10 protein-coding genes are annotated in these 13795 nt (G+C 43.4%); 5 read left to right on the top strand and 5 right to left on the bottom strand.

Annotated features, from left to right (window positions below):
- Nucleotides 1-170: 170 nt before the first annotated feature.
- Nucleotides 171-1604 carry a SpoVR family protein gene (locus tag AC58QC_RS04455; RefSeq protein ID WP_497413972.1) on the bottom strand — a complete coding sequence of 478 codons (1434 nt, stop codon included), beginning with the start codon at nt 1602-1604 and terminating at the stop codon, nt 171-173.
- Complete coding sequence (gene yhbH / locus AC58QC_RS04450) at nt 1601-2758, bottom strand: sporulation protein YhbH (RefSeq protein ID WP_497413971.1); 1158 nt, start codon at nt 2756-2758, stop codon at nt 1601-1603. Before yhbH ends, AC58QC_RS04455 begins: the two co-directional genes overlap by 4 nt.
- Nucleotides 2759-3116: 358 nt before the next feature.
- On the opposite strand from yhbH, the gene AC58QC_RS04445 reads away from it, so the two are divergent.
- From AC58QC_RS04445 to AC58QC_RS04430, 4 genes are all read left to right on the top strand, one after another.
- Nucleotides 3117-4970 (top strand): FAD-dependent oxidoreductase, encoded by a 1854-nt coding sequence (locus AC58QC_RS04445; RefSeq protein WP_497414075.1) that lies wholly within the window; start codon nt 3117-3119, stop codon nt 4968-4970.
- A gap of 146 nt (nt 4971-5116) precedes the next feature.
- A complete protein-coding gene (locus AC58QC_RS04440; RefSeq protein ID WP_497413970.1) occupies nt 5117-5737 on the top strand; it encodes a hypothetical protein in 621 nt (206 codons plus the stop codon).
- A 144-nt stretch (nt 5738-5881) separates the two neighbouring features.
- Nucleotides 5882-6838, top strand: coding sequence for a 3'-5' exoribonuclease YhaM family protein (locus AC58QC_RS04435; protein ID WP_497413969.1), 957 nt, complete (start codon nt 5882-5884; stop codon nt 6836-6838).
- 247 nt (nt 6839-7085) lie between these two features.
- A complete protein-coding gene (locus tag AC58QC_RS04430; protein WP_497413968.1) occupies nt 7086-8993 on the top strand; it encodes an ATP-binding protein in 1908 nt (635 codons plus the stop codon).
- A gap of 64 nt (nt 8994-9057) precedes the next feature.
- Here the strand turns inward: AC58QC_RS04430 and AC58QC_RS04425 are convergent, their stop codons facing one another.
- The 3 genes from AC58QC_RS04425 to AC58QC_RS04415 all read right to left on the bottom strand — a co-directional run bounded on the left by AC58QC_RS04425 (nt 9058) and on the right by AC58QC_RS04415 (nt 12592).
- Nucleotides 9058-9297: an NHLP leader peptide family RiPP precursor gene (locus tag AC58QC_RS04425; RefSeq protein ID WP_497413967.1), complete on the bottom strand. Its 240-nt coding sequence runs from the start codon at nt 9295-9297 to the stop codon at nt 9058-9060.
- 74 nt (nt 9298-9371) lie between these two features.
- Entirely contained in the window at nt 9372-10310 is a 939-nt protein-coding gene (locus tag AC58QC_RS04420; protein ID WP_497413966.1) for a hypothetical protein, read from the bottom strand.
- Nucleotides 10307-12592 (bottom strand): helix-turn-helix domain-containing protein, encoded by a 2286-nt coding sequence (locus AC58QC_RS04415; RefSeq protein ID WP_497413965.1) that lies wholly within the window; start codon nt 12590-12592, stop codon nt 10307-10309. Before AC58QC_RS04415 ends, AC58QC_RS04420 begins: the two co-directional genes overlap by 4 nt.
- Before the next feature lie 274 nt (nt 12593-12866).
- Here AC58QC_RS04415 and AC58QC_RS04410 point away from each other — a divergent pair, with 274 nt between their 5' ends.
- Nucleotides 12867-13790, top strand: a complete 924-nt coding sequence (locus AC58QC_RS04410) for an ABC transporter permease (protein ID WP_497413964.1) — start codon at nt 12867-12869, stop codon at nt 13788-13790.
- The last annotated feature ends 5 nt before the right edge of the window (nt 13791-13795 follow it).

Genomic DNA, 13795 nt, shown 5'->3' with positions numbered 1-13795 from the left:
TAAGCGTGTATTTCACCGTTATAGCAGCATTTCTCACCAAATTGCACAAATAGCGTATCTAAGGTTTGTAATTATCAACTACATCATTTATAAACGGAACCGATCAGCTTTGTTCAGCTCAGAATAAAGGAACGCCAAAAAGCCCAACCCTCCACGGGTTGGGCTTTCTTTCACAAAAACCGTCGATGATGCTTCTTCCCATCAAAACTAAACAAAACCGGCTTATCCTCCACAACCGTATGCATATGGACGGTTTTACCCCACAGCTTATAAATATACGGCAGCGTTCGCTCCACATATTTCAGATCCAGCTCCACGCCTTCAAAAGCGTGCTTCAAATACAATTCCCCATTGCGCTGATAGTCCCCATCCTCGACAACGATGTAGGGGAAACCACCATTCACCCTGGAGTAGATGAGCTGATCCCGCGTATTTTCCCACGTTTTATCGGTGATTTTCCACTCGGGTCCTTTCTTCTCAAACACGTAGAGGTCTAATTCTTCAACCAGGTTTTTATTCAAATAGTTGCGGATAAACGATGTATCGGACTCGTATTCGCGTACTTCGAAGATCTTCTTCCTGCCTTGCCCAGGCGACCGTCCGAATCTGCGGATTTCCTCATCCGTCGGTGCATCCCAGTGCTTCTCGATGTCTTCAAATATTTTGACACCCAAATAATAAGGATTCAAAGAATGGCGAGAGGGAACAACGACGGAAGAGTTCAGCTTGGAGTACTCGATCGTTTCTTCCTCGGTCAAATCCATTTCTCGCAGGATATGTTGATGCCAGTACGAAGCCCAGCCTTCGTTCATGATTTTGGTTTCGAGCTGTGGCCAGAAGTAGAGCATTTCATCGCGCAGCATGGTCAAGATATCGCGTTGCCATTCTTCCATGTAAGGGGCATTTTCTTCGATAAAAAGAAGAAGGTCTTTCTCCGGCTTCGGCGGAAAACGCTTCGTATCTTCCTTATCCAGAGAAACAATGGGTTTGTTTCGGCTATCTAAGTCCCATAAATCCTCATATCCGTATGTGGCTTCGCCTCGAACTGCTGGTGTAGCCGCTTTATTATTTTCTTGGCGCTTGCGAGTTTGGCCATACGTTAGCGTTAGTACAGGATCTATGTGCTCTTGGATGGCAAGTACGGCATCTATGAATTGTTCCACCTCATCGATCCCATGCTCAATTTCATATTGGCGTATACGTTCAGCCGTTGCGGACATGCTTTCCACCATATTGCGATTCGTTTTGGAGAAGCGGGCGTTATTTTTGAAAAAGTCGCAGTGAGCCAACACGTGCGCGACGATCAGTTTATTTTGAATCAGGGAATTTCCGTCCAAAAGGAAGGCGTAACAAGGGTCCGAATTGATGACCAATTCGTAAATTTTACTGAGTCCAAAATCATACTGCGTCTTCATGCGATGAAAGTTTTTGCCAAAGCTCCAGTGACTATAACGTGTTGGCATCCCGTAGGCACCGAAGGTGTAGATGATTTCTGCCGGACAGATTTCGTACCGCATCGGAAAGAAGTCGAGCCCAAAGCCTTTCGCGATCTCCGTAATTTCATCAATGGCATATTCCAGCTTTTGGATTTCGGATTTACTCACTGTGCAGGCACTCCTTCCTTTTTGGTAAAAAAGGTTTTCAAAGCTTTATACACTTCACCTTTTTCACGGATGACGTAATGCAGGAATTTAGGATTGTTAATATGACGGAAGGCAGACATCAGCGTAGAGCTGCGGTTATATTGATTCACTTCCCCGTAGCCAAACATGTTCGACCGTTCCATTAATTGCGTAATCAGCTTCACACAGCGCTCGTTATCTGAGGTTAAATTATCGCCGTCCGAGAAATGGAAGGGATAAATATTGAACTGAGAAGGGGGGTACCTTTTATCAATAATATCAATAGCGGTCTGGTAGGCTGAGGAACAGATCGTCCCCCCGCTCTCTCCCTTGGTGAAAAACTCTTCCTCCGTAACCTCTTTAGCCTCCGTATGGTGCGCGATGAATACAATTTCAACGTTCTCATATTTCGTGCGTAAGAAGCGGGTCATCCAGAAAAAGAAGCTGCGAGCTATGTATTTCTCGAATGAGCCCATGGAACCAGAGGTATCCATCATAGCGATAATAAGCGCATTGGAATGCGGCTTTTCGATTTCTTCCCACGTCTTGTATCGCAAATCATCGGGTGAAATATGATGGATGCCCGGTGAGCTAGAACGAGAGTTGCGGCGCATATTTTCGAGGATCGTCCGCTTCTTGTCGATGTTGGACATGATCCCTTTTTTACGAATATCGTTAAAAATAACTTCGGTGGTGGTCATGTTACGCTTCTCTTTTTGCTGCAAATTAGGAAGCTCCAGCTCTGAAAATAACATCGCTTGCAGCTCTTCCATGCTCACTTCCGCTTCGTAATAATCCTCGCCGGCTTGGTCCCCAGCTCCTTCGCCCTTGCCAGGACCTTGTGCAGGCTGCGGATCTGTTCCCAGCACATCGCCGACCTGAGAGTCGCCGTCCCCCTGACCAACATGCTTGCCTTTGTTGAAGTTATAGCGGAAGCGATATTCGTCCAAGCTTTTTATCGGTACCTTCACGACTTGTTTACCATTGGACATAACAATGCTTTCATCTGTCACCAGATCAGGAAGGTTCTGTTTAATGGCATCTTTGACCTTCTCTTGATGTCTGGTTTGATCTTGGTATCCTTTGCGGTGGAGTGACCAATCCTCTTTGGAAACAATAAATAAGGGCTCTGTCATGGGGACACCTCCTTGGTGTTTATGATAAGCGGAACGCTATCAGGCATAGGGAAATAAAGCTTGTTATTAAATATATTCAAGTGTGCGGGGGATATGTAGTGAATTGTGTTTGAATGTTTTGTTTTAGGGAAAAGAAGATGAGATGTTTGAATGTAGAAGCACATCTACTCTTTCCAGACTCCTGTAAGCAGGAGATCAGGCAGACTTTTATTTTTCATATCGTTCGATTGTACTATTTCCTTCATGTTCGCCAACTTTAATGATATGCTTATCATTATGGAGCAAGAGGTAGAAATAGGGATCCAAAGCATACAAGAATACCACATTAGATGCAGCAGGGTGATAATTTTTGAAAAATGTGTTAGTTCGTAATATGAAATCGACAGTTATAATCGGCATTCTCCTAGTCATTGCCATAGGATCTGGAGTATTAGGATACTTCGGACTGCACCGAGACAGCGATGGGGGATTTACGCTGCATACTCAAACTGCCTTTCAGCCAGATGTGGTTATTATGGGGACTGAGCTTGAAGGCATGTATCTCGCACAGAAGGCGAAACACGAAGGTCTCGATGTTCTGATCCTCGAGACGAAGGGGAGTCTAGGCGGCCAGCTCATCCAAGGGGAGATGCTTTATCTTGACGGAGTATACGATGATGATGGTAATCAACTCATGCAAGGCGGCATGAAAGAGCTGTTCCATCAGTATACGAAAGGGAGTATTCGCAAAAAAACAGAGTTTGCCCATTATTTTCACAAGCTTATTGACGGCATTCCTCTAGAGAAGAACGTTGTGCTGGAAGACTTGAAAGTGACGGATGGTAAAGTGGTTTCCCTTGCCTATCTAGGTGGAGATGGGAAAAAACGAATTGTGATGCCTTCCTACTTTGTTGATAATTCGGATGACGCGGCGCTGATACGCAAGCTGAATGTACAGCCGCTTCCAGGACTGGAAGCCCTTTATGGGGCGAAGGAACGCGAATATATGAGCGGCACGTACATGATGAAATTTAAAGGTGTCGATTGGGACAAGTTTCAGACTCATTTTTGGGCAATGGATAAGATCGAGCGCGCGCATAAATATGGACCAGAAAGTTACGTGAATTCACATATCGCCTATGGATTTCCGCCGATCGTATCGGCTTATAATCTGCGCAACAAGAACGAACTCAATCTCCGAGGTTTGAACATCCTCTATCAAGGCGACGGGGAGATCATTATTAACGCACTGCAGGTATATGGCATCGATCCGAGCAAGGAAGCAACGATTAAATGGGGGATTGAGCAAGCGAAAGCGGAAATGCCCTTCATTCGAGATCATCTACGAAAGACTATGATTGGCTTTGAGCAGTTGGAGCTTAATGGGGAGCCGAAATCCTTGTACATTCGGGAATATAATCATTATCCAACAGATTATGTACTGCAAGCCTCGGATTTGATGAGCGGAAGAATGTTCTGGGATAACGTCAGCATCGGTGGTTATTTCATGGACATTCAAGGCTCGCGCTCCAATAGGGAGGGTTTGGCCATTGGGCGGCCAGATAAATATGGGATTCCTCTTCGAAGCTACTTGCTTCACGATTACGATAACGTCGTCACCACAGGGAAGTTGGTAGGAGCAACTGCAGTAGCCTATGGAAGTGCGAGAATTCAACCGAACGGAACAATGGCTGGGGAGACCATCGGTGTGCTCATGGCGCAGATGCAAGGTAGAAGCTTGAAATCGACGACGCCGGAGGGAATGACTCGACTTCATGAGCGAATGGAGCATAAGTATCATATCAAGCTTCGTGATGTAATCGCAAAGGATAAGATTGCGCATCTTACTGCGACAGAAAAAGCAGAGTTGGACCAAGGCATGATCACATTGCTGAAAGGGACAAAAGTCGCTCATCACCTCCCTTTTATCCGATTTATCTTCGAGGGTCAAGCACTCACATACAACGGGATCAAGCCAATAGTCATTGGAGGCATCCCTTGGGTGCCACTTAGTCAAACGTTTGAGAAGCTCGGCCTTGGAGATGCTACGTACGACGAAGAAAACAAACGTATACTATACACGTCAAAGGGAAGTGCAGGAACGATTCCATCGGCAGACATACAAGTGCTGAACAATTTTGTGCTCGTTAGCTGGGCAAAACTAGCTGAAGTGCTGGGCTTTAGTTGGGAGTGGAACGAGGCTGGTGACGAGGTTATCGTAAGGCGATTATAGAAGCTGATAAGAAAGTCTGCTTGAGCATATGGGCTCAAACAGACTTTTTTCTTTCGGGAGCTTTACCCGCACATCCGCGCAGCCCACACACTCCCCCGACCTACGCAATAGTCTAGACTATATAGGTCTGGGGAGTGTGCGTAAGCATGGAGATCTACCGAACGGGTCATAGACGCGTAAAAATAAATTCGAAAGTTGCTTTGAAGGCTGCAAAGCCAATAAAACAAAGGGTGTTCGCAATCCGTAAGGTCGCTACGGTGATGTTGCCCTTTTACCGCAAGTTGGCAAATAACCGTACATTTTCCGTCCAATGGGCGAAGGCCGTACGCGAAGCTGATATTGCGCGCATGAATACGCTGCTGCGTTCTGTTATCGGCTCAAAACCACTGTCGGCCTTGGCGTCGAATGGGGTGGGTTGGTTTGTCGATTTTCCGCTGCCCAAACCGCTTCTCGTGATCACGAATGGGACGACGATTCGTCCTGGTCAAGTGCAGTTCACATTCAACTCTACGATTAATCGCGCGATCGCGAAGGCGGTCATTCCGCTATATCGGGAATTCATTTGCAATCCCAATTACGCGGCGCTTGTCGTGAAGGCGATCAATTCGCAGAATGAGGCATTGTTGAATCATTTGGTACGGAGTACGGTAACGAGTCGGAGATTAATCTCTGTTCACATTGATTTCTCGGGATTCTTTCTCGGTTTCAAATATCCAGCGAGTAAGTACGTGTATTTAAATGAAGTATTTCGTGAGTACGTGATGTGATAGTTTGTTCAAAAGCACTTCGATCCCTGCGTTTCCGAGGATCCTGGTGCTCGATTACAAACGCCATAAATTTCTAGGCATTCCACTAATCACTAAGAAGCATTTCGTAGTATAATGTTCCTATTGATTATTGGAGGCACACACATGACATTAATTAAACATTTACAAGCACCAGATGAATTTACAGGGTTTTACTTAATTAAAGAATTGGAAGTTAAACAAACGAATACAACTCCTGCCAAGGATTTCATGGATATTGTACTCTGTGACGCGACAGGGCAAGTTTCCGCTAAAATGTGGGATGTCAGCATTTCGGATAAAGAGACCTTTTTCCCGATGACCTTAGTCAAGGTACAGGGACTCGTTCAAATGTACCGCGAACGCTTGCAAGTAAAGATCGGGAAGATTCGCAAAGCGCTGCCGGAAGATGGCGTGCAGATCACTGATTTTATCCGCTCTGCACCGATCAGTCCAGCGGATCTAATTCATACAATCAATAGTGTTTTAGCGAGTATTACGAATCCAACGATTCAGTCGATCGTCGCGTTTTGCGTGGCGAAGGTTGGCGATAAGCTGGACCATTATCCTGCTGCCAAAACGCATCACCATGCGTACTTCGCTGGACTCGCTTATCATATTGTTCGGATGCTGGAGCTTGGTGAGTTTGTTTGCAAACAGCGGCCATTCCTTAATCCTGACCTGATCAAAGCGGGCATTATCCTTCATGACATCGCGAAGCCGGAGGAAATGATCGCGCAGCTGGGTATCGTATCTGATTACAGCGTGCAAGGGAAGCTGCTGGGTCACATCTCCATGGCGTCCAATTGGATTACAGAGGCAGCGCTGCATCTGGGTCTAGATCTCCAATCGGATCTCGTCATTGGATTACAGCATATTGTGCTGTCCCACCACAACTTGCCGGAGTGGGGAAGTCCTGTGCTGCCGCAGCTTCCGGAGGCCGTTGCGCTTCATTACATCGATTCGATGGATGCGAAGTTGCAAATGGTTGAGGATACACTACTCATCACACCGGAGTCCGAGGTATGGACACCAATGATCCGAGGGTTGGAGAACAAGGCGATGTATCGATTGAAGCTGTAGGGTTGAGGAAATGGGAAGCTGAACGGAAGATAGGGCCGTTTCCAAGTGGAGGGAATCTACTTGGAGATGGCTTTTTTGTTTGGAGTCAATGGTTTGGTTTCAGGCGGTGAGCTCGTGTGAATGCGACGGCCTGTGGGCGCTTTATTTTGTTTATATAATGTTTACCTTGGTAAGAAGGAAAGCTGCGAACCCCGTCGAATTAAATTAATGTAAATTACTTACAGTCATCTATGGGGGATGTGAATACATGCAACGATTGCTTCAAATACATCATTTACGATGGAAAACATGGTTGGTTATTATAATTGGCTTATTCTTCATGGCCAATCATGCGATTGCGGAGCAGCCAGAAAGCATGAAAACGATTTCGAAATGGGATCTTCTATGGGGGGGGCCCGATGATAAGATCCAAGATGTCATTGCTGCATCGCATTTAGCTGAGTGGAGGACAATAGAGAGCGGAGCAGAGGTGCCGGATAAACCAAAAGATACTTCTACTGCGTGGGTTCGAATCCAGCTGCCACCACAGCTTCCTAAGGATTACGGCATGTATATTGATGGTATATATACGCAGCAGATGTCGGTGTACATTGGTGATCGTTTAGTACGTGAAGTCAAGTTTGACTTTCCCTATGATGAGCAACGAAGCTTGTTACCGATAAGTTCAGAAGAAGGGGGAGAAATTGTTTATTTAAAGCTTCAGACATCCATGGGGCGGCTAGGTATACATTCGGACATTCGATTAGACCATTATGCTACCTTGACGCGCACATTCATTCTTCGAGATTTACAGAACATCATACTTGGATTTGCCTTTCTTTTTATCGCTGTGATCATGCTCATATGTTCGTTCTTTCTGAAGCAGATCCAACGGTCGAGTTGGATTTCACTTAGTTTAATCATACTTACACTAGGTACGATCTTTCTTACCTATTCCCCCTTCCTCTATGCTAACTTTGCTCGTTTTGGGGACTTATTCCTGAATATCTTTGATATTTCCTTAGCTGTGTTTTTACCTTCACTCATTTACTTTTTTGAGAAAATATTTGATAATGGGAAGTTTAAATGGATCCGAATTTTCCGTAAATTTCAGGTAGGGTATTCGTTTTTTTCCATTATCTTAATCTTATTTAATCAACTTAATCAGTATCGATTTATTGAAACGTATTTGTTTTTCACACTTACCTTGCTAAGTGTGATCATGATTCTCCAATTCATTCTCATTATTGGATTGTCCATCATTTTTGTGATACGCGGCAATAGAGAGGCAGTTATTTTCTCCTCAGGCTTCGCCATATTCGCGTTGATGGGGACATTTGACCTTATTCTTTACTACGCAAATAATCAAAAATATCAATTCTTCCTATGGAAGTTCGGTGTGGTTGGATTTATTATCGCGCTCATCGTTATTTTGGGCAGGCGGTTTGCAATTAATCAAGAGCAGATGTCCAACTATTCGAAGGAGCTTGAATTTTACAATCATCAGCTGCAGCTTTCCGAAAAAATGGAGATGATTAGCTCCTTAGCAGCTTCAGTTGCCCATGAGGTGAGAAATCCTTTGCAGGTCACACGGGGGTTTCTACAGCTTGTAGCGGCTAGAACAGATGACAAGAACAAGGAGTATATGACCATTGCGATCGAAGAGTTGGATCGTGCTTCTGTCATCATTACAGATTTCCTTACATTTGCTAAGCCACAGCTGGATGAAATCGTGCAATTGAACGTGAGTAAGGAAATTAGTCAAATTGAAGGAATCATTATGCCCTTAGCCACATTGAATGGTGGACGGATTACAGTCAATGTGCCGTCTGAATTGCATATCAATGGGAATTCTTCGAAGCTCAAGCAAATCTTGATCAACATTATCAAGAATAGTATCGAAGCGTTTCAAGTCGATGGGCAAATACATGTTTGGGCCTATGAAAAAAATGACGAGGTATTCATCCATGTTAAGGATAATGGTGAGGGAATCGAGCCCATGCAGCTGACAAAATTAGGTGAGCCTTACTATTCGACGAAGACGAAGGGTACAGGACTAGGCTTGATGGTTACTTTTCGGTTGATCGAGATCATGAAGGGGCATATTGAGTTCAAAAGTCAAAAAAATTTGGGGACAGAGGTCATTATGCGTTTTCCTAATGCGAGTGTTGAATGAGGATTGGATCCTGCTGGAAAGAAAAAGGTGTTCACGCGAACTTAGCGGAACACCTTTTTATATTTTACCAAACTGCTTGTAAGCCATTAGATGTTACCAAAATTTTAGCAGGATTTGTAGGAATTACAAGAACAAACTCTGTCGATGTTTCTTCAACTGCTGTTACCTTAATGTCATTAGGAAGTGAAATGTTAAATGCTTGTTTTAGCGCTGCTTTAGGATCGGATAAAAGTTGTTGTTTAAAGGCTTCATCTTCCCACGCTTTTTGAATAATTTTGGCTTTTAAACTTTCATTTGTGGACACTAGTAATCACTCCTAGTCATTTGGGTAATTTTTCCTACATGTATGAGTATACCATGGAAATACCTATTAATCTATCAAAATCCATCAGAATTAGACAAAAAATAGTAGAAGCCGCCAGAGACTAACGCTGCTCTCCGTTCTTTAATTTCGTGGGCTACACGATGGATATTTTTAACAAGTGAATTATGGAATGCTTCGAGCTGATCCATGCCAACAGTGAGGCATAACAGATGCTCATGATGGGTGTCAGCTATAGCGCCATAAGCGGTCAAATAATCGTGGACATAGAGCTGCTTCTTGACCATTTCATGGCTGAGGTCGTCTGCTGTAGAATGCTGTAAATGCTTGCGGATAGAGGCAAGTAAGCAGTTATACGCCCCTTCCTCTAGATCCTCTTCCCAGTCCGACAAGTCATCTAGCATTTGAAGGGTAACAAGTGTTTGTTCAACAGCTGCGGTGACAGCTGGGATGAGATGAGCTTGATTGGCGAGGAGAAGAGCCCCGGTGCTGGCATTTTTGACAGGACTGGCCTTCTTGGCAAGTTGCAGCTTGTCATGATGAAAGTAATCGGATTGCAGCTCATTGGTAACACTCTGGGACCATTCTAGAATGTATGTTTCATAATAGTTCCAGAAAGGGGAATTGGAAGGAAAGAGTTCCCGGTAAATGGACAGAAATTGGAGGTGAAATAAGTTGGCTAGCGGCAGCTTGCTCGTGTGTTCTCCTTTGGCGGCGTCCATAATATCGTCTTGAATGAAGTAATAGAGCATGACGAATATATTCGCCAATGATAGCTTGTTGAACTCCTCGATAGTCAGCTCACAAACATCTTCCATCCAATACGGAAGGAGATAACAAATATAATTTTTGGTGCTTCCTTCATGACTCGCATCAAACTTAGCTAAATAGGCAAGCCCTAACTGGTCCAGTGGCGCAGGATATTGGTGTACAGCTTCCTTTGCTTCGGCAAAAATTACATTCAGTTGGTTTTCGTGAGCACTTAGCCACTTCATCTTTCTTCCATCCCTTTCTGGATGAGGGTATTTTCGTATTTGAGCTGCTTGCGGAAATCATTAGGAGTGATGCCATTGTATTTTTTAAACAATCGATAGAAGTAAGAGTCACTCGTAAAGCCGGTCTTCTCTGCGATTTCTGCAACGGAAAGCTGTGTGTGTAATAGCAGATCTTTGGATTTATTCATGCGGACATCTTGAATCACATCGGTAATAGCGACCATCGTATGTTGTTTATATAAGCGGCTAATATAAATGGAAGACATCGCAAGTTCATCAGCAATGGAGTTGAGTGACAGATTTTGATTCGCATAATCCCGATCAATGATGTCATTCATTTTCTTGATGAGCTCTACATGCTTGGAGCTTCGTTTCTCATCCAGCTTTTTCTGAAGCTGCTTGAATAAGTCAATGAATTGCGTGTTAACTTCTTCAATCGTCTCTACATGGGTTAGGGAAGCGACAGCTGCGTCCAAATAGAGGGGAAAGGCATGCGCGTTATTCTTGTTGATGGTCGTAAGTACGTTATTGACGGTTAACGTCAGATGGGAAATGGCCAAATGAACGACCGTGTATGGATATAGGGATGTTTCATTAACGATTTCGGTATAAATGATTTCGGCTTCTTCCGCATCACCTGTCATGAGGCAATCGACAAGCTGTTTTTCTTTCTGCGACGGGAACTTGTACTCTTTGGTGCGGTACGCAATGATTTCGTCTGACCAAATGATACATCCATGGCCTCTAAACAAGCGATGGTAAGAAGCTTCTAGCAGCTGTTTATATAGCTGGGAGCACTGTGTCGCTTCGTCCTGAAGCGGGCTTACCGTTATCGATACAGATAACTTAATGAAGGAAGAGATCGAGGCTTGCATATTATGAAGCAGCTCGGTGAAAGCATCAGGCTGCCACTGGAAATCAGCTTCCTTCGCGGAAAGCAGCAAAATGATATGATCATCTCCCATATCAATACCTTCCGCGTGGAAGGTGAAGGAGCTGATTTCGGTACAAATGTTCATGACCGCATAGCGCAGCAAGGTGAGCTGATCCTTATAGGTTCGAATGTTTTCTTCATAAGAATCGATTTTAACCATGAGAAGTAAAGAAGGATGTCCAATGGTGATTTTGGAGCCGAAATAGGTTAATTTCGATTGCAGGGCTTGAGGGTGATAGGCATCTCTTCCCAGCATAATATTTCTCAGGAAATTTTGTCGTAAAATTTGAAGATTATCACGCTTTTCGATTTCTAACGTTTTTAGGCTTCGAATGACTTTATCAATGGGATCGAATAATCGTTTGGACATGAAGAACGAAGTAAGCAGCCCCACAAGAAGAATGCTAAGCGAGATATAAATCGTCTTGGCACGCATGTTCCTGATCTCTTTGGTGATTATCGTGTAGGGGGTCGTGCGAACGTAACGCCACCCTAGAGAGTCAGGAGCTGTATACGAAATTAAAGATTTCGTCTCATTCACGTTGTCTACCAAATAGCCCGGTGAAGAAGCATTGGCGATAATTTTTTGGATATAGCTTTTATCTGCATAATTGGATAGTACAGGATTTGTCCCATCTGTGGAGATCAACATGCCTTCTTTATTAATAATAAATTCATTGCTTGCCCGATTGTTTGAAACGTTTTTCAATGATTTATTGAAGAACGATTCTGAAATATTGACGACAACGGCAGAATTCAAGGAATTATTCAAATTGATGGCATCATAGCACAAATAGGAATAGATCCCGATAGACGTGGATTGGAGTGTACTTACATCAGTTGTCTTGAAAGACCTTGGGATCGGTAAAAAAGGAATATAATCCTGAAAATGATCAAGGATATTGACCATGCTAGGATCGCCTAAAGTCGCTTTGGTTTGAATACCGCTCTGAAAGTTGTTCGAACTGACATAGAAAAGCTCTGATTTTCCGTTATACACATAGATGGATTCGATAAAAGGCATCGCTAGCCGATATAAATTCAGTTGTGACATGCTGCCCTGGACATCATAGATATCTGGTTTATCGTAGAACAACAATTTACTGATTACGAAATCACGATAAATTTGAAAGGACAGGGAGGTTGCGGTCTCCGTTATGGTCCGAATTTCTTGGCTAGTTTGCAGCAAGGAGTTGGAGTCAGATCCATACACTTGCTTGAGTGCAATATTATCAAAATTGACGTAGAGGATCGTAGAGGAGACAAGCAGTGTAATGACAATGGACAAAACAATACTAAGAAGTATGTTGCGATACATAAATTTGCTCTCTTGATTTCGAAGCATCATGTCAATCGTCTCCCCCTTTGGTAGAAAAAGTATATCCCAACTATATACTGCATGCAATGGAATCGGATAGCCTGGAGGCTGAAAAAAGTACTAGAAAAGCCAGATTATCCATGAAAGTTTAATTTGTACATATGTGAATTGGGCTTTTTCTAGTCGGTTCGTTCATAAATGTTAGCAGATATTCAGTATCCGAGTGGGAACCAATCTGTTTATAATTCGAGTATGGCAACCGACAAGCTAGACAGGACATATTAACGCAGGGAGGTTTTACAGCATGATCCGGAAGAAAGGATTCTTCTATGAGTTAAACAAAAATAAATTGTTGTTTCTCATGATAGCGCCAACATTGATCTTCTTCTTTATTAATTCGTACGTACCGATGGTTGGGATCTACTTCGCATTCACCAGGTTTGATTTCAATGGAGGACTCTTCGGCAGTCCATTTGTAGGATTGGAGAATTTTGAATTCCTATGGAAATCAGGTGTTTTGTGGACTTTGACACGAAATACAATCGCATACAACATTGCATTTATCGTTTTCTTAAATGTGACTGCTATCTTTTGTGCGATTCTATTAAGTGAAATGGCAGGCAAGTTTTTCAAGAAATTAACGCAATCCGTGATGTTCTTACCTTATTTTATTTCATTTGTTCTACTGAATGCAATCGCTTACAACATGTTTAATTATGATACTGGTTTTGTGAATGCAACGCTGAAATCATGGGGTTCCACTCCCATTGATATTTATAACACACCATCTGCATGGACATTTCTGCTGGTGATGTTCTACGTGTGGAAAAATGTCGGCTATACGATGGTCATTTATCTGGCTACGATTACAGGCATTAGCGATGAGTATTACGAAGCGGCCACGATCGATGGAGCGAACATTTTTCAACGGATTTGGTACATTACAGTTCCAATGTTGAAGCCAACTTTCATTATATTGCTCTTATTTGCACTAGGAAGCATCATGAAGGGGCAATTCGATCTCTTCTATCAGCTAATCGGAAATAACGGCATCCTGTACAATGCAACGGATATTTTAGATACGTATGTGTTCCGCTCCTTGAAGGTGACATTCGATATAGGGATGGCGACATCTGCTGGATTGTATCAATCCATCTTTGGCTTCGTACTGATTATGACAGTGAACTATTTTATTAAAAAATCAAATGATGAATATGCACTTTTCTAGGAGGT

Source organism: Paenibacillus sp. J22P51 (genome assembly GCF_059692215.1).
Note: the sequence above shows the minus strand (reverse complement) of the source record. Positions and strands in the feature narration are given on the sequence as shown.

Coding starts and splice junctions, on each gene's coding strand:
- AC58QC_RS04440 (WP_497413970.1), top strand. CDS start 5,117: ATGGAGATCTACCGAACGGGTCATAGACGCGTAAAAATAAATTCGAAA.
- AC58QC_RS04435 (WP_497413969.1), top strand. CDS start 5,882: ATGACATTAATTAAACATTTACAAGCACCAGATGAATTTACAGGGTTT.
- AC58QC_RS04430 (WP_497413968.1), top strand. CDS start 7,086: ATGCAACGATTGCTTCAAATACATCATTTACGATGGAAAACATGGTTG.
- AC58QC_RS04415 (WP_497413965.1), bottom strand. CDS start 12,592: ATGATGCTTCGAAATCAAGAGAGCAAATTTATGTATCGCAACATACTT.
- yhbH (WP_497413971.1), bottom strand. CDS start 2,758: ATGACAGAGCCCTTATTTATTGTTTCCAAAGAGGATTGGTCACTCCAC.
- AC58QC_RS04420 (WP_497413966.1), bottom strand. CDS start 10,310: ATGAAGTGGCTAAGTGCTCACGAAAACCAACTGAATGTAATTTTTGCC.
- AC58QC_RS04410 (WP_497413964.1), top strand. CDS start 12,867: ATGATCCGGAAGAAAGGATTCTTCTATGAGTTAAACAAAAATAAATTG.